The 16,279-nt window shown below is 68.2% G+C and carries 12 protein-coding genes; 1 reads left to right on the forward strand and 11 read right to left on the reverse strand.

The window, feature by feature from the left end; translation table 11 throughout:
- Window positions 1–10 precede the first annotated feature (10 nt).
- The 9 genes from NYE40_RS01050 to NYE40_RS01090 all read right to left on the reverse strand — a co-directional run bounded on the left by NYE40_RS01050 (window position 11) and on the right by NYE40_RS01090 (window position 12,345).
- Window positions 11–1,024 (reverse strand): iron ABC transporter permease, encoded by a 1,014-nt coding sequence (locus tag NYE40_RS01050; protein ID WP_028600665.1) that lies wholly within the window; start codon window positions 1,022–1,024, stop codon window positions 11–13.
- Window positions 1,021–2,037, reverse strand: coding sequence for an iron ABC transporter permease (locus tag NYE40_RS01055; protein WP_028600664.1), 1,017 nt, complete (start codon window positions 2,035–2,037; stop codon window positions 1,021–1,023). The genes NYE40_RS01050 and NYE40_RS01055 overlap by 4 nt, the downstream gene beginning before the upstream one ends.
- Before the next feature lie 224 nt (window positions 2,038–2,261).
- A complete protein-coding gene (locus NYE40_RS01060) occupies window positions 2,262–3,548 on the reverse strand; it encodes an ABC transporter substrate-binding protein (RefSeq protein WP_052333644.1) in 1,287 nt (428 codons plus the stop codon).
- A 351-nt stretch (window positions 3,549–3,899) separates the two neighbouring features.
- Entirely contained in the window at window positions 3,900–4,586 is a 687-nt protein-coding gene (locus NYE40_RS01065) for a hypothetical protein (RefSeq protein WP_339279196.1), read from the reverse strand.
- Window positions 4,587–5,442: 856 nt separating this feature from the next.
- Window positions 5,443–7,281, reverse strand: coding sequence for an alpha/beta hydrolase-fold protein (locus NYE40_RS01070; protein WP_101808331.1), 1,839 nt, complete (start codon window positions 7,279–7,281; stop codon window positions 5,443–5,445).
- 14 nt (window positions 7,282–7,295) lie between these two features.
- The gene (locus tag NYE40_RS01075; protein WP_084137596.1) at window positions 7,296–8,420 is read right to left on the reverse strand and encodes an iron ABC transporter permease; all 1,125 of its coding nucleotides are present in this window, start codon (window positions 8,418–8,420) and stop codon (window positions 7,296–7,298) included.
- Window positions 8,413–9,420: an iron ABC transporter permease gene (locus NYE40_RS01080; protein ID WP_153782557.1), complete on the reverse strand. Its 1,008-nt coding sequence runs from the start codon at window positions 9,418–9,420 to the stop codon at window positions 8,413–8,415. The genes NYE40_RS01075 and NYE40_RS01080 overlap by 8 nt, the downstream gene beginning before the upstream one ends.
- 7 nt (window positions 9,421–9,427) lie before the next feature.
- Entirely contained in the window at window positions 9,428–10,435 is a 1,008-nt protein-coding gene (locus tag NYE40_RS01085; RefSeq protein WP_028600661.1) for an ABC transporter substrate-binding protein, read from the reverse strand.
- Window positions 10,436–10,686: 251 nt separating this feature from the next.
- Window positions 10,687–12,345 (reverse strand): AraC family transcriptional regulator, encoded by a 1,659-nt coding sequence (locus tag NYE40_RS01090; RefSeq protein WP_153782558.1) that lies wholly within the window; start codon window positions 12,343–12,345, stop codon window positions 10,687–10,689.
- A 201-nt stretch (window positions 12,346–12,546) separates the two neighbouring features.
- Here NYE40_RS01090 and NYE40_RS01095 point away from each other — a divergent pair, with 201 nt between their 5' ends.
- Complete coding sequence (locus NYE40_RS01095) at window positions 12,547–13,509, forward strand: 3'-5' exonuclease (RefSeq protein WP_084137595.1); 963 nt, start codon at window positions 12,547–12,549, stop codon at window positions 13,507–13,509.
- A gap of 449 nt (window positions 13,510–13,958) precedes the next feature.
- On the opposite strand, the gene NYE40_RS01100 is transcribed toward NYE40_RS01095, so the two are convergent.
- Both NYE40_RS01100 and NYE40_RS01105 read right to left on the reverse strand, forming a co-directional pair.
- Window positions 13,959–14,729 carry an exodeoxyribonuclease III gene (locus NYE40_RS01100; protein ID WP_028600659.1) on the reverse strand — a complete coding sequence of 257 codons (771 nt, stop codon included), beginning with the start codon at window positions 14,727–14,729 and terminating at the stop codon, window positions 13,959–13,961.
- A 262-nt stretch (window positions 14,730–14,991) separates the two neighbouring features.
- Entirely contained in the window at window positions 14,992–16,275 is a 1,284-nt protein-coding gene (locus NYE40_RS01105; protein WP_028600658.1) for an ABC transporter permease, read from the reverse strand.
- Window positions 16,276–16,279: the final 4 nt, after the last annotated feature.

The raw sequence follows: 16,279 nt of genomic DNA on the forward strand, positions 1-16,279 counted from the left end.
TGGAGCGGAATCATCGGCCGGTCCGCCGGTTGCGATACAGCAGATATAGGAAGAACGGCGCGCCGACCGCGGAGGTGAAGACGCCGACGGGCACGTCGTAGGGCAGGAAGGCGGTGCGCGCGACGAGATCGGCGAGCACGACGATGAGGCTGCCGCAGAGCGCCGCCGTCGGCAGCAGCCGCGAGGCGGACGGGCCGACGAGCTGACGGGCCAGATGCGGGCCGATGAGGCCGACGAAGCCGATCGAGCCGCCGATTGCCACCGCCGAGCCCGCCAGGCCGACGCTGATCGCGATCAGTCCCCTGCGGCTGCGCTCGACATGGCTGCCGACGCCGGCGGCCGACTCGTCGGACAGCATGAGCACGTTCAGCGTGCGGACGCTGCGCAGGGCGAGCAGCAGGAACAGGACGGTCCACGGGAGCAGCGTCAGCACATGCTGCCACGACGTGCCGTAGACGGTGCCGCTAAGCCAGATGTACGCGTCGGTGGCGGTATAGGCGGAGCTCAGCAGCAGGATCGTGCTCGTAAAGGCGGACGACAGCGCGCCGATGCCGATGCCGACGAGAATGAGGCGCCCCGGCTCGACGCCGCTCCTCCAGGCGGCGGCGTAGACGATCGCGGCGAGCAGCGCCGCTCCCGCCATCGCGGCCGCCGGCAGCCAATGGATGCTGACCTCCGCCGGGCGGAACGTCAGGAAGGCGGCCGCCGCGGCAGCCGCGCCGCCGGTGATGCCGACGAGGTCGGGCGCGGCCAGCGGATTGCGGAACACGCCCTGCAGCAGCGTGCCGGCAACGGAGAGCGCCGCGCCGGCCAGAGCGCCGACGACGAGGCGCGGGAGGCGGAACTCGCGCACGATGACGACATGCTCGGCGGCTGCCGCGCCGCCTAGAGCCTGCAGCATGAGGGAGGGACGGATGTACGTCTCCCCGAGCAGCAGATAGGCGAAGCCGGAGAGCAGCAGCGCTCCGCCGAGCAGCAGCGGCCATGTCCAGGCGCTTTTGCGGACGCGGTTGCGGCGGCTCATGCGATGCGCCTCCTTTTGCGGGCGATATAGAGGAAGAACGGCGCGCCGACGGCCGCGGTGAGCACGCCGACCGGCAGCTCGCGCGGCATGATCAGGTAGCGGGCGGCGACGTCGGCGACCAGCAGCAGCACCGCGCCGAGCAGCATGCTGTACGGCACCATCCAGCGGTGGTCCAGGCCGGAAAAGAAGCGGGCGACGACCGGAATGACGAGGCCGATGAAGCCGATCGGCCCGGCGACGGCGACGGAGCCGCCTGCGAGCAGCACGATCGCGGCGCCGCCCGCGAGCTTGACGAGCGGGACGCGCAGGCCGAGGCCCTTGGCCGTCTCCTCGCCGGCGGCGAGCAGGTTGAGATGGCGCGCCAGCAGCCATGCGGCCAGCATGCTGGCGAGCATATAAGGGGCGACGGCGGCCAGGATGCCGAGCGGCCGCCCGGCGATGGAGCCGCTGAGCCAGAACAGCACGTCCTGCAGCGAGGCTTGGTTGCGGACGAGCAGCCCTTGCGTGCCGGAGGCGAACAGCGCGCTCATCGCCGCACCGGCGAGCACGATGCGCAGCGGCGACAGGCTGTCGCTGCCGAGGGCGCTCAGCCCGTAGACGAGCGCCGCGGCGGCGGCCGCGCCGCCGAAGGCCGCCCAGGCGAGCCCGGTCTGGCTCTCGATGCGGAGCACGGTGAGGGCGAAGACGACGGCGAGCGCGGCGCCGGAATTGATGCCGAGAATGGACGGCGAGGCGAGCGGGTTGCGCGTGATCGCCTGCATGATGACGCCGGCCACGGCGAGGCTTGCGCCGACGGCCGCGGCGATGAGCGCGCGCGGCAGCCGGGTGAGGCGGATGACGGCCTGGCTCATGGACGTCTCGTCGTAGCGCGTCACGGCTGCCCAGGCATCGTCGAGGCTGACGCGGGTATAGCCGAGCATGATGTTGGCGGCGAAGGCGAGCAGCAGCAGCGCCGCGCCGGCTGCCAGCCCGGCGGCCTTGAGCGCGGCGCCGGGCAGTCCGGTGGAATTCATCGTGAGGGATCGCTCCTGTTCTGGGGCCGCGCCGATCAGGACGGGCGGCCGTCTCGCGCGGCGGGGCCGGCCGGGATCGGTCCGGGCGGCGTCCGCATGGCGCGGAAAATCCCGCCCCGCGCGAATCGGCGCGAGGCGGGACGGCATTGGGCTCCGGTTTGCCGCGATGCCCGATTTCGGACGGGCTCGCGGCAAGCGGGGCTTTTTTTGATCCGGAGGCTAGGCTAGTCGATGTTGAAGTAGAAGTACAGGTCGTCGAGCATCTTGTCGGCCGCGAGCGGACCGCCGGAGAGGTTCCAGTTGACGGCGTTGACCTTGTAGTACTTCTTGTTCTTGACGGCGCGCAGGTTCGACCAGAGCGCGTTGTCGATCCATTCCTTCTGCGTCTTGTAGATCGCGCCGTCTCCGTCCCAATCGACCGTGAAGTCGAAGATGTAGTCGGCGTCGAGCAGCGGCGTCTGCTCCTTGGACGGAATGTTGAAGATGTCCTTCGTCACGTCGGTCTGGGCTTTCGGGAATTTGAAGCCGAGGTCGCGCAGGATGTTGGAGGCGAAGCCTTCCAGGTAGAAGCGCGCCGTGCCGTTGTAGTTGATGCGCATGACGGTCACTTCGGTGCTGCCGATGTCGGCGCCCATCCGCTTCTTGAAGTCGGCGGTGCGGGAGGCCCACTTGGCGAGGAAGGCGTCGGCCTTGGCCTGCTTGTTCAGCACGTCGGCGGCGAACTTCAGGTTGTCCTGCCAGCTGAAGACATCCTCGGTCATGACGGTCGGCGCGATCTTGTTCAGCTGGCCGTCGATCTTCTCGTGGCGCAGCTTGGAGCCGATGATGAGGTCCGGCTTGAGGGCGGCGATCGCCTCGAGGTTGGGCTGCGTCTCGTCGCCGAGGTCTTTTACGCCGATCAGGCTTGGACGCAGGTACTCGTAGAAAGGCTGCTGCAGGTACGACTCGACGGCGCCGACCGGCTTCACGCCGAGCAGGACGCTCGTGTCGACCATGCCGTTGAACAGGACGACGACGCGCTGCGGCACGCTTTTCAGCGTCGTGGAGCCCATGGCGTGCTTGACGGTCTTCTGCGTCAGGACGGACAGCGTCTTGGCGGAGCCGTTCCACGACGTCCAGACGCCGAGCGCGTCGGACAGGGAAGCGGCTGGCACGAGCACGTCCTTGCCCTTCGTCACCGGCACGGCGGCCAGCGTGTAGGCTTTGCCGTTCAGCGTCGCCTTGACGCTGCCGGGGGTGAAGCCGAGCGTGCGCGTGCCGCGCTTGACGATCCACTTCTTCGTCTTGGCGTCGACCTGGTACGTCGCGTTCAGCTTGACGGCAAAAGCGGCGGCGGGCAAATAGACGCGTCCGTCGATGATCGACGGCTTGACGGAGCCGAAGCTGGCGGCGCTGCCGTTGATCTTGACCGCGACGACTGGAGCCGCTGCGGCGGCTGCGGCCGGGAGCAGCCCGAGCGCGAGAGCGAGGCTCAGGAGGAGGGCGAGGAATCGGTTGCGAGCGAGAGTCATGGGTAGGAGATCACCTTTCTGCGAGTGGAATGGGCGGTGCTTGAGAATGGGCGGCAGAGCAGCATCCGGGCGAAGCGCAGATGCGGACTCGGCGAAGCCGTTGCGCAGGCGTGGAACGAGCGTCCCGCAAGTGCGTGGCGATCGTACACACAAGCGTGTGGCGAGCGTGGCGCAAGCGCGTGGCGAGCGTACGCAAGCGTGTGGCGAGCGTGGCGCAGGCGCGTGGCGAGCGCGGGGCAAGCACGGGACGAACGCGGGGCAAAGGCCCTGCTGAAGGCTTAGGCGCTTGCGCCTGGGCTAGGGTCCGGCTCCGGAGCGAGAGCCGGAGAGGGCGCGCTGCACAAGACCGGCTTAAGCCGCCGGTCCCTGCAGCTTCTCCTGCAGGTCGCGGTACGTCTGATAGAGGCGGTACGACACGTCGACGGGGCTTTCCGGCGCCGCCGGATCCGGCTGGAGCAGCCGGCCGATGTCGGCTTGGGCCGCTTCGGCCTTGGCCTCGTCCAGCTTCTTCAAGTCGGGCTCGAGCGTCAGCCAAAGTCCGGCGAGGCGGACGGCCAGCTCGCGCCATGCCGCCTCGTCGCCGGCTTCGGCCGCCTGCTTAAGCTGCTTGACCGCGTCGCGGCTGAGCTGCAGCCCCTCGGCGGCGTCGGCGGCCGGCAGCGGCTCGATGCCGGCCCAGCCCGCCGCGTCCGGGCCGGCTCCGTCCGCTTCGGCAGCGGCAGCGGCCTTGGCCGCCTCGGCAGCGGCAGCTTCGCCGCCCTCCGCTCTGCCGGAGCCGGACGGCGTACCTGCGCCCGCCGCGCAGCCGCCGAGCAGCAGCGCGATCGCGAGCAGCGCGGCAAAAGCGCCTTTGCGAGCGAAAGCGCCTTTGACAGCGGAAGTGGCATTGCGAGCGATCGCGCCTTTGACAGCGGAGGTGGCATTGCGAGCGAAAGCGCCTTTGCGGACGAAAGCGCCGTTACGAGCGGAAGCGCCTTTGACGACGGCAGCGCTGGCTCCTCGAAGCCGCCTTATTTGTTGAAGCCGTGTTTGAAGCAAAGACATCCCCCATTTGCAGCGAAAGCATTAATTGAAAATCATTCTCAATTCATTTTAGACAGAATGGATGCGCTTGGGTATGCACGCCATTGCCCCAGTTGCATGGACAGGATTGTCCGACGAAGAACGAGAACGTAGAGGCGGAAAGGGTCCCTTGAAGGCGTGCAACGTGCGGAGAATGGGGCTGGAGAGCGAAAGAAGGGAAAATTCCTAGGCTCTAGTACATCGTCGACTCTTCATCTGTGGAGGCCAGGGAAGCGCGCTCGCTAGTGGTGAAAATGGCACTAGGAAGCGCCGCAGCCAGAGAAGCTTTCTACGAATGCCTAGGATTAGAGCGGATAGGCTGCTAGTGCTCTGTCCATGGTCAACCTGTGGGAAGCCTTTGTCGGGAATGGCCAGTCGACGGCTCTCCAGCCCGTTCTCGATCCTCCCCGGGTCGGTTCACGGCTTCTGCAGAAGCCGTTTTCCTGCTGTTCCGCGAGACGTCTGCCCCTCCATCCGATGCTAACGACTCCTCAGACGCTTAGAACCGCTTTTTTCGCGTCTCCCAAAATCTAACGACGTGTCAGAGGCTTAGAACAGCCTTTAGCCTCTTTCCGCACGGTTTTTCGGCCGTTTTGCAAGGCTAAGCTCCTCACGCGTCGTTAGATGTTGGAGCTGCCCCATTCGGGGCTTCTAACGATCTGATTCGTCGTCAGCAGCCCTTCGCGCACAGGAAAAGCCGCTTGTCATGCAAGCCGGACGGCGGCATAAGCGGGACGGGCAGTCGGGAGACGAATGGCGGCAGGCGAGGGGCGGAACTGGCCGGCGAAGCGAAGGAGAGGCCAGCCGGCAGCTGCCGGCTGGCCTCTGCGGCTCATTTGTCCAAGAAAGCGAAGCGCAGCATCGGACTGAGGAGCGGATGCAGCACGCTCACATGGCCTTCGTCCTCGAACTCCGCGTAAGTCAGCCGCAGGCGGCCGGACTCGGCCAGAGGCAGCAGGCGCCGCCGCAGCTCGCGCGTGTCCTGCAGCATCGAGCCCTTCTCCTCGCCGCCGATGGCGAGCATCAGCGCCGCCGAGCCGCCCGACTGCAGGCGGGCCTCCAGCTCGGGGAGCAGCTTCAGCAGCATGCGCTCGTTCCACCAGAGCGACGGGCTGCCGGCGACATGCGAACGGAACAGCCCCGGACGGCGGATGAGCGCATAGAGCGAGAAAAAGCCGCCGAGCGAGTGGCCGGACAGCGTCCGGCGCCGCGGATCAATCGGATAGCGCCGCTCCAGCTCCGGCAGCAGCTCCGCCTGCAGGAAGTCGAGGAACGCCTCGGCTCCGCCGTTCGCGGGCCAGGACGAGCCGTCGGGGCGAAGCCCCTCCATCTCGGCGGGAGTCGTCAGATCGACGAAGCGCCGCTCGGTCGCGAACGGCTCGTCGGTCGGATACCCGATGCCGACGACGATGCCGGGCGGCAGCCCTTTCGGATGGCGGGTCTGCAGCCGCATCGCCTCCGCGAGCGAGCCAAAGACGGAGTTGCCGTCGACGGCGCACAGCAGCGGATACCCGGAGGGAGGGGCGGGCTTGACCGGCACATGCACGAAAATGCGGTACTCCAGGCCGGCTCGGCTCGTCAGAGGGAAGCATTCCGTGCCCGGCACGGAGTAGCGGGACGGCAGCGCGGCCGTCTGCGCTGTCGTCTGCGCTGTCGTCTGCCCGTCCGTCTGCGAGGCCGCTGCCGGAAGATCGGATGCGGCGGCGATGGCCGAGGCGCTCTGAGCTGCAGCGGCCGATCCGGCCAGCGCGGCGCGGGATGCAGCCGCTTCCGCCTCGGCGTGCCGTGCCGGACCGGCTGGCTCCGCCGCTTCCGCCTCGGCGTGCCGTGCCGGACCGCCTGGCTCCGCCGCTTCCGCCTCGGCGTGCCGTGCCGGACCGCCTGGCTCCGCCGCTTCCGCCTCGGCGTGCCGTACCGGACCGCCCGGCTCCGCCGCTCCGCCGCCGAACAGGAAGCGGAGCGCGGCCGGGAAGCGCAGCGCCATGAACATGGCATCATGCGTGCCGCCCGGCTCCAGCTCCAGGCGCAGCCGCTGCGCCGGGAAGCCCTTCGCCAGCAGGATGCGGGCCGCCTCCGGCACGGAGGCGGCCATGCCGCGCTGGCGGTTCGTCTTGAGGCTGCCCTCGGCGGTGCCGACCGACAGGTACAGCCGCAGCCTCGCATCCGGCGCAGGCTCGCGCCGGATGTAGTCGAGCGCCCCCTCGTACCAGAGCGAGGGGGAGATCGCGGCGGCCGCGCCGAAGGCGTCGGGCCGCCAGTAAGCGGCAAGCAGGGCAATCAGCCCGCCCAGCGAGCCGCCGCCGATGCCGGTATGCTCCGGCTCCGGCATCGTGCGCAGCTGCGCGTCGAGCGCGGGCTTGATGCGGCCCGCGAGCTCGTCGACGTAGGCGCGCCCCGCGCCGCCGAAGCCGGGCCGGCCGGGAGCGACGGCCTCCGCCGGCCATGGCGTGTAGTCGTCGTTGCGGCATGCGGACGGCACGCCGGCGACGATCAGCTCCGGCAGCTCGCCGGAGGCGTAGAGCGAGTCGATGAAGTTGACGCTATGCTCCATCAGCTCGGCGTCGTCCTGCACGTAGAGGACGGGATACCGCCGGCTGCCGCCGCTGGCGTAGGACGGCGGCAGGTAGACGGACAGCATGCGGCCGCCGGCGGGAATCGATTCGAATTTCATGGACGGTCTCCTTTTTAGCGCGCCGTCTTCTGGCGGATCAGCAGCCAGACGAAATAAGGCGCTCCGATGATCGAGATGACGATGCCCGCAGGCAGCTCCGAGGGCGAGAAGGCGGTGCGGCCGGCATAGTCGCCGGCCATGACGAGCGCCGCGCCGAGCAAGGCGCTCAGCGGCAGGAGGCGCCGATGCGACAGGCCTGCCAGGCGCGCCGCCATATGCGGCGCGATCAGGCCGACGAAGCCGATGCTGCCGCTCACCGCGACGCTGGCCGCGACGAGGCCGGCGCTCAGCAGCAGCAGCGTGCGGCGCTCCCGCTTCAGGGCGACGCCGAGTCCGCTCAGCGTGTCGTCGCTCAGGCGCATCAGGTCGAGCATGCGGGATTTGGCCCACAGCGCCGGCAGCAGGAGCAGCACCCACGGCAGCACGGCGAGCACATACAGCCAGTTGGCCGAGTTGAGGCTGCCGGACAGCCAGACGGCCGCCCGCTCGAAGTCCTGCGGGTTCATCTTGAGCGAGATGTAGAGCGTCGCCGCGCCGAAGCCGGAGGTGACGGCGATGCCGACGAGCAGCAGCTTCTGCGGATCGAGGCTGCCGCGCGAGCGGGCCAGGGCGAAGATGATCGCGCCGGCGGCGAGTCCGCCGGCCGTGCCGTACAGCGGCATCGTCATGACGGCGGCGAGGCCCTCCAGCTGGACGATGTCCCGCAGCGCGAGCATGAACAGCACGACGGCGAGGCTGGCTCCGGCGTTGATGCCGAGGATGCCGGGATCGGCGAGTCCGTTGCGCGTCAGGCTTTGCATGGCGGCTCCGGCCGCTCCGAGCGACACGCCGACGAGCGCGGCGAGCACGATGCGCGGCAGGCGGAAGCCGAATACGACGAGCCGCTCGTCGGCATCGGCCGCGCCGCCGAGCAGCGTGCGCAGCGCATCCGGCACGGACAGCGCGAACTCGCCCGTCGTCACGCCGAGCAGGGCGATCAGCATGATCGCGGCGGCCGCTCCGGCGAGGGCGAGCCCAAAGGCGCGGCGCGAGCCGGACCCGGCTGCGGGCTCAGCCGCAAGCGGGGGCGAGGCTGTCCGGCGGCCGCGCTCGCCGCCGGAGTTGCCTTCGTCTGGATGCCGCTGGCTGGACTCAGGCATGGCTGGACGCCCCCTTTCGCCGGATCAGATAGAGGAAGAACGGCACGCCGAACAGCGCGGTGACGATGCCGATCGGCGTCTCGAACGGCGCGTTCATGAAGCGCGAGAGCAGGTCGCAGAACGTCAGGAACAGCGCTCCGAGCACGGCCGACAGCGGGATGATCCAGCGGTAGTCGCTGCCGCCGATGAAGCGCGCGATATGCGGGATGATGAGGCCGATGAAGGCGATCTTGCCGGCGATCGCGACCGCCGTGCCGGTGAGCAGCACGACGGCGAGCATGGAGAGCAGCTTGACCCGGCGCACGTTCTGGCCGAGGCTGGCGCCGGTCTCCTCGCCGAGGGCGAGCGCCGATACGGGACGCGCGAGCAGCAGCGCCAGCGCGAGGCCGACGACGGCGAACGGCAGCGCCAGCTGCACGAGCTCGGGGTCCATCTGATGCAGCCGCGCGTTGTACCAGAAGCTGATCTTTTGCGGGATGCGGAAATACATGGCGAGGGCGTCGGCGACGCCGCCGAGGAACATGCCGGCCAGCGCGCCGAGGATGGCCAGCTTCACCGGGGAGCTGCCGCCGGGCACGAGCGAGGCGATGCCGAACACGATCGCCGCCCCGAGCGCGGAGCCCGCCATCGAGACGAAAACGAGGCCGGTCCCGCTCAGATCGGGAAGGAACACCATCGCCATCGTCACGGCGAGCACGGAGCCGTCCGCCACGCCCAGCAGCGAGGGGGAGGCGAGCGGATTGCGCGTGATGCCCTGCATGAGCGCGCCGGAGACGGCGAGGAAGGCGCCGACGAGCAGCGCCCCGAGGCCGCGCGGCAGCCGCGAGTGGCGGATGATCTGATGGTCCACGTTGCCGGGATCGAAGCGCGTCACTGCGGCCCACACATCTGCCGCGCCGATCGATTTGGCCCCGTACAGCGCCGAGAAGACGACAAGAAGCAAAGCAGCTGCCGGAGCCATCAGGAGGATGGCCGCCGGCAGCATTCGGGAACGCTTCATGGGCAGGTCAGGAGCCGGCCTTTTCCAGGAAGGCCTTGAGGAACTGGACTTTGCTGTAGGCGGTGCCGCCCTGGGCCAGCGGGTCCACGAGGTTGACGTGCATGCTGCCGTTTTTCACGGCGTCGAGGCTTTGGAAGATCGGGTTCTTCTGCAGCTCGTCGAGAGCCGTCGTCGCCTTGCCGTTCTCGTCCTCGGAGAACTGCACGAACAGCACGTCGGGATTCATCTCGGCCAGCTTCTCGATCGACAGCACCTCCTGCTTCTTCGCCGCGGCGATCGCCTCCGGCAGCTGGAAGCCGAGGTCGTCGTACAGCACCGGGTTGAAGAACAGATCCTTGCCGTAGACGTACACTTCGCCTTGGCGGATGCGGACGATGGCGGCGCTCTGGCCGCTCAGCTTGTCGCCGAGCTTCGTCTTGGCGGCCTCGAGGTCGGCCTTGAAGGCGTCGGCCTGGGCGGCCGCTTCCGCCTGCTTGCCGCTCAGCTCGCCGAGCAGCTTGAGGTTGTCCTCCCAGTGGGTCGAGACATGGGAGTACGGGATGACCGTGGCGATCTGCTTCAGCTTCTCGACGACGGCCGGATCGAACTTCGTCGAGGCGAGGATGACGTCCGGCTTGAGCGACAGGATCTTCTCGAAGTTCGGCTCCGTCTTCTCTCCGACCGCTTCGGCCTTGTCCGTGATGGAGGCGAACAGCGGAGGGAAGGCGCCGGAAAAGCTGATCGCGCCGACCGGGTGCAGGTCGAGCAGGATGGAGTCCTCCATCGCCTCGACGGCGCCGGTGATGACGATGCGCTCGGTGGAGGCGGGCAGCTCGTACGACTCGCCGAGGTAGGTGACGGTTTTCGTGCCGGAGGCTTCGGGAGAAGCGCTCGGCTCGGCGGACGGCGAGGCCGACGGTGCGGCCGACGGGGACGGGCTGGAGGCGGAGCCTCCGGTATTGGATTCGGAGCTGCCGCAGGCGGCGAGCGCTCCGATCGCAAGCAGCAGCAGGGCGGCGAGCAGAACTTTTTTCATGGTGAAACCAGACTCCCTTCGAAATGGACCTTCTATGATAATGATTCTCAATTTCACTTTCATTATCTTAAAAGATCGTCTTCCTCGCCTCCATAGACAAAGGGACGAAAAAGCATGGACAATCGGGAACGGAATGCTCCGAAAGCGCTTGGCAGAGCGGAAAACGGCGGAGCGGACGGCCTCGGAGAAGCGAAGACGGCGGAGCGGACGGCCTTGGAGAGGCGGAAATGGCGGCGCCGGCGGCTGCCGGCCTACGTCTGGCGGCCAAGCAGGGCGAGCGTCTCCTCGCGGATGCGGTCGAGCGCGATCGGCGAATACTCGCGCCAAGGGCTCGAGGCCAGCATCCGCAGTCCGCCGGAACGGACGGCGGGCAGTCCGAGCCAGTCCGGGGACTGGCTGAACCGCCCCCAATGCTCCAGCGTCTCCGACTCCTGGCAGACGAGCAGCCAGATCTGGTCGATGTCGGAATCGCGCAGCCGCTCCAGCGGCAGCGGCGTCCCGCCGTCGCGATGCTCCCAGGACGCGGCCGGACGCCGCACGCCGAGCTCCCGATGCACGAAGTCCATCAGCCCCTCGGAGCCATGCGGATACAGCCGGCCCTTCAGCACGCGCGCGAGCAGCACGGAAGGCGCCGGGCCTCCCTCGATCGCCGAGCGCGCCGCCATGATGCGCCGGTCAAAGGCGGCGGTCCAGCGCTCCGCTTCGGCCTCGAGCCCGAGCCGCCGGCCGATGTCGGCCAGGCCGCCTCTCCAGCTGTCCGGCTGCTCCTCCGGCAGCCGGGCGATCGGCCCGATCGCCGCGAGTCGCCGCAGCACGTCCTCTTCCAGCTCGCACGAGCATACGGTCAGCTCCGGCTGCAGGCGCTCCAGCTGCTCCAGGTCCTCCTGCACCTGCGGCTCCGTCAAGCCGTAGCTCAGATGCTGCGGCACGTCGGTTCCCCAGCGCTCGAGGTAGTAGCGCATCCATTTTGGATGCATCGGCGCCGCATGCGGCAGCGCGCCGAGCGGCAGCAGATAGCCGAGCGCCGACGCGTTGCCGTAGGCCGCGATCCGCTGCCGCCGCTGCTCCATGTAGCGGGTGGGGGAGACGCCGTGCGCTTTTTTGAACAAGCGGCTGAAATAGAACTCGTCCTCGTAGCCGACCGCATGGGCGACATCCTTCAGCCGGCTCTCCGAGCGGAGCATGAGCTGCTTCGCCTTGGCCAGGCGCAGCTGGGTCAGATGCTCATGAGGCGTGCTGCCGTATGCCTTCTTGAAGCGCGCGGCAAAATGCTTCGGGCTGCAGCCGGCCAGCTCGGCGAGCAGCTCCAGCGACAGCGGCTCGCGCATATGCTCCTCCATGTAGGCCCGCACCGGCTCAAGCGGCTCGTCCGCCGCCGGATCGGACTCCTCGAGCGCCTCCAGCAGCAGCTGGAGCGCGTCGGCTTGCGCGCGCAAGCGGCCGAGCGGCCGCTCCCCGCCGAATCCGGCGCAGATCGCGCGGCAGCGATCCTGGAGCTGGGCCGCGGCGGGCAGCCGCACCTCGCGCGGCATCGCGGCGGCGACCGTCGCGGCATCGACCGGACGCAGCTGTCCCGGAACGGCCGCGTCCGGCTCATGCAGCTCGATCCGCAGCAGCGCCGCCGAACCGCGGCTGTCGCCGTCGGCGGCGAGCGCGAACGTGCTCTCCGGCGGGCACAGGTACACGATGCCGCTGCCCATCCGGCTGGAGTCGGCGCCCCGCTCCAGCCGGATCTCGCCGCTGAGCAGCACGAGCAGCGCGGGCTGACGGAGCAGCTGCTGCGTCAGCCCCGGGAGGTCGGGCCCGACCTGCAGCACGGCCGCGTCCCGCAGCCGGATCGTCCAGGCTCCGATGTCGATCGGCGGCAGCGCGGCGCGCGGCGGATCGGACGGCAGGGTGGAGCGGATCATGGCGGTCTCTCCTTTTCATTGAGAATCGTTATCAGTCTAGTGTAAAGCAGATCGTCCCGCCCGGCAAGCCTACTCAGCGGGCGGCGCCTGCGGACGCCGTCGCCGGTCCGGCCGTCCGCGCAAGCGTCTGCGGCGTCCGCCGCTGTCATTCGGGTACCGCTTTCGTGTATGATGGAGGAACCTAATTGTTGGAGGGTTACGATGGATTACATCATTCTCGATATCGAGTTCAACGGGAGAAAGTTCGCGAGCGACAAGCCGATGGAGGTCATCGAGATCGGGGCGGTGCGGCTCGACAGCTCGCTCCGTCAGGTCGACGAATTCAGCTCCTTGATCCGCCCGGTTTATTTTGCCAAGCTCAACAGCTTCATCCGCGAGAAGACCGGCATCCCCCAGGAGGACATCGACGCGGCCAAGGGCTTCGTGCCCGTCATCCGGGCGTTCCTGCACTGGCTGGACCGCAGCGAGGCCTGCACGTTCGTCACCTGGGGCGGCGAGGACCTGAAGCGGATCGTGCTCGACACGAGGATGCACAAGCTCGACGACGCATACTGGCTCCAGGCGGACTACTACGATCTGCTCAAGATCTATCTGCGCACGCGCGGACTGACCAACGACGTCAGCGTGGAAAAGGCGCTCGAGGAGCTGGGCATTCCGGCCGAGGGCTCGGCGCACCGAGCGCTCGACGACGCGCGCATGACGGCGGAGATTTTCCGCCGCGTCTTCCCCGAGATCCTGCCGGAGAGCGACGTCCGCCGCTACAAGGACACCTATTCCAACGCCAAGGAGCGCCGCATGGTCAAAAACGCCATTCGCGGCCTCGTCGTCCAGAAGACCGCCCCGACGTGGGAGCTGGTGGCCGATAAGCTGGCGAAGGCGAAGGTGGACATGGACAACGTCAAAAAAGCCGCCGAGCTGAAGGCCTACTACGACGTCGAGGCCGCCAAGCCGGTCAAGCCGCGCCCTCCGCGTCCCGAGCGGCCGGTTGACGCGGAGGCCGGCGCCGATCCGGCCGACGCCGAAGCAGGCGATGAGCCGGCGGATGGCTCGGCTTCAACGGACGGCGCCGACGCTGCAGGCGCAGCCGACTCGGCGGATTCCGCCACGGCGACGGACTCCAAGCATGGAGCGAACGGCTCGTCCTCTCCGCGGCATCTCCTCTAAAGTTACGGAGAGCTGCGAGCCCGGCCTGAAAAGGACCGGCCCTTCCGCTGAATGGCGGAGAGGCCGGTCCTTTTCGCATGGCGCCGAGCAGGCCGGAAAACCGAGCAAGTCGGGAGAGGGGAAGGCCGAACGGACGGAGTTGCGCGGAAAAACCGAGCAAGTCGGGATAGTGGAAGGCGGAACGGTCGGAGTTGCGCGGAAAAACCGAGCAAGTCGGGTGAGGGGAAGGCGGAACGGTCGGAGTTGCGCGGAAAAACCGAGCAAGTCGGGATAGTGGAAGGCGGAACGGTCGGAGTTGCGCGGAAAAACCGAGCAGCTCGGGTGAGGGGAAGGCCGAACGGACGGAGTTGCGCGGAAAAACCGAGCAGCTCGGGTAGAGCGGCGCCCAGCGGCCGGCCGCGGCCGCAAGGCTCCGTCTCCGGAGCCATCCGATCGCTCATGGCTCAGCCTCAACCTGCGGCCGGCTCCTCCGTCAGCTCCAGCACGACCGGGCAATGGTCGCTGCCGAGCACCGCGCTGTCGATCTCCGCAGCGGCGAGCAGCGGGCGCAGCCGGTCCGATACGAGGAAATAGTCGATGCGCCAGCCGATGTTCCGCTCCCGCACCTTGGGCATGAACGACCACCAGGTATAGGCGTCCGTCCGGTCCGGATGCAGATGGCGGAACGTGTCCGTGAAGCCGCTCTCCAGCAAGGCGCTCGTGCAGCCCCGCTCCTCGTCGGTGAAGCCCGAGTTGCCGCGGTTCGGCTTGGCGTTCTTGAGGTCGATGTCCTGGTGGGCGACGTTCAGATCGCCGCACAGGATGACCGGCTTGACGGCGTCCAGTCCTTTGAGATATGCCAGCATGCGGGCTTCCCATTCCAGCCGGTAGGGCAGCCGCGACAGATCGCGCCGCGAGTTGGGCGTGTAGACGTTGACGAGGTACCAGCCGTCGAACTCCAGCGTCAGGATGCGTCCTTCCTCCTCGAAGTCGTCCTCCAGCCCGTACCGCACGGACAGCGGCAGCTTGCGCGTCCAGACCGCCGTGCCGGAGTAGCCCTTGCGCGCGGCATAATTCCAGAACAGATGGTAGCCCTCGCCGTGCTCCAGCTCGATCTGCCCCTCTTGCAGCTTCGTCTCCTGCACGCAGAAGACGTCGGCGTCCATCGCCTCGAAGTAGTCGGCGAAGCCTTTTTTCACGCAGGCTCGCAGGCCGTTGACGTTCCATGATACGAGCTTCAATTCGCTTCTCTCCCTGCTGTCGTGATCGTCCGTCCAGTGTAGCACGGGGGGACGAGCGTTGTCAGCGGAAGGGAAAGGAAGCGGCCGCAAGGCTCCGAGACGAAAAGCCGCTGCAATGCGGCCGAAAAGCCCGCGCCAGGACGACGGTGGCGGGCATTGGCGGAGCAGCAGGTCCGAGCTGGCAGCGGCCGGAGCGCCAGCCCGTGCGAAAGCCCGCGAGCAAGGACAAAAACGCCCTTGCTCGCGGGCTTTCGCTTGGCGGTCAGGATGGACTCAGGTGGCGGGCCGTCTCGGTCCGGTAAGCTCCGATGGCGGGAGCGAGGCCGGATACGATGCCGGCGGCGAGTACGAGCGCCGCGAGGCCGATCGAGGACCAGTCGAAGCCCAAGGGTAAAGCGATGGATACGTGAGAGCGGGCGTAGCCGGCCAGCGCGGCAGCGAGCCCGTAGGCGCCGAGCACGCCGAGCGCGCAGCCGAGCCCGGTCATGAGCGCGGATTCGAGCAGCACGATGGCCATCACCTGCCGCCGCCCGGCTCCGAGCGAGCGCAGGATAGCGACGCTGCGCCTGCGCTCGACCGCCGAGCTGTACAGCGAGAGGCATACGGTCAGGCCGGCCATGCCGAGCAGCACCCAGCCGATGCCGCGCAGCGCCTGCTCCCCGCTGCCCATCATGTCGAACAGCATGGCGAGCGTCTGGCCGGGCAGGACGGCCTGCGCTTCCTCGCCGGCGTTCGTCTGCTGGTACAGCTTCATCAGGCCGATGTAGCTGTTCGGCTTGACGAGGATCGCTGTCACGCCGTGAGCCGCCTCGTCTTCCGGCGACTCGTCCGCATGGGCCTCGCCGCCGCCAACGGCATTCTCGACCACATGAGCCTCGCCGCCTGCCGCCGCCTCGTCCGCGCCATGATCATGGCTTTGCCAATAGCTTTCCATGCTCACGTAGATGCCCTGATCGGACGGGGCGTGCAGCCGCTCCAGGATGCCGACGACCGTATACGGATGCTCGCCGTGCTCGTCCGGTTCGGCCGATGCCGCGACGCCATGCTCCGACACGAACGTGTCGCCGATGCGCAAGCCGTCGCGGGCGGCGACTTCCGCGCCGACGACCGCCTCGAACGGCTGGTCGAACAGCCGGCCCTCGCGCAGCTTGAAATAAGGCGGATCGGCCGGCCGGGCGCTCAGGCCGAAAAAGGCCGGCGTCGTGCCGACGAGCCTGCGGCCCCGGTACTGGTCGCCGAGCGCGAACGGCACGGCCGTCCGAATCTCGGGATCGGCGGCGAGACGTTCGTAGTAGGCATAGCTCAGGTTGGCCAGCGGTTTGTCCATGAGGAAAATCGTATTGAATACGAGCTGGTTGGCGCTGCCCTTGGAGCCGATGAGCAGCCCGAACGGCTCGCTCGCCCGCTCGATGCCTTGCCGCGCTCCGCTGGAGAGCAGGAGCACGGCGAGCGTCACCGACAGGCCGATCATGACGACGGCGGCGGTAATCAGCGTCTGCGCCCGGCGGGCCATCAGGCCGCGCCAGGCCATGGAGAAGAGGGACATGTCG

This window comes from Paenibacillus sp. FSL W8-1187, from assembly GCF_037965485.1.
Lineage (GTDB): Bacteria > Bacillota > Bacilli > Paenibacillales > Paenibacillaceae > Paenibacillus_O > Paenibacillus_O pasadenensis.

Bases quoted from the DNA above. Each gene is read 5' to 3' on its own strand.
- NYE40_RS01055 (WP_028600664.1), bottom strand. From the start codon at position 2,037: ATGAATTCCACCGGACTGCCCGGCGCCGCGCTCAAGGCCGCCGGGCTG.
- NYE40_RS01105 (WP_028600658.1), bottom strand. From the start codon at position 16,275: ATGTCCCTCTTCTCCATGGCCTGGCGCGGCCTGATGGCCCGCCGGGCG.
- NYE40_RS01070 (WP_101808331.1), bottom strand. From the start codon at position 7,281: ATGAAATTCGAATCGATTCCCGCCGGCGGCCGCATGCTGTCCGTCTAC.
- NYE40_RS01060 (WP_052333644.1), bottom strand. From the start codon at position 3,548: ATGACTCTCGCTCGCAACCGATTCCTCGCCCTCCTCCTGAGCCTCGCT.
- NYE40_RS01090 (WP_153782558.1), bottom strand. From the start codon at position 12,345: ATGATCCGCTCCACCCTGCCGTCCGATCCGCCGCGCGCCGCGCTGCCG.
- NYE40_RS01050 (WP_028600665.1), bottom strand. From the start codon at position 1,024: ATGAGCCGCCGCAACCGCGTCCGCAAAAGCGCCTGGACATGGCCGCTG.
- NYE40_RS01085 (WP_028600661.1), bottom strand. From the start codon at position 10,435: ATGAAAAAAGTTCTGCTCGCCGCCCTGCTGCTGCTTGCGATCGGAGCG.
- NYE40_RS01095 (WP_084137595.1), top strand. From the start codon at position 12,547: ATGGATTACATCATTCTCGATATCGAGTTCAACGGGAGAAAGTTCGCG.
- NYE40_RS01075 (WP_084137596.1), bottom strand. From the start codon at position 8,420: ATGCCTGAGTCCAGCCAGCGGCATCCAGACGAAGGCAACTCCGGCGGC.
- NYE40_RS01080 (WP_153782557.1), bottom strand. From the start codon at position 9,420: ATGAAGCGTTCCCGAATGCTGCCGGCGGCCATCCTCCTGATGGCTCCG.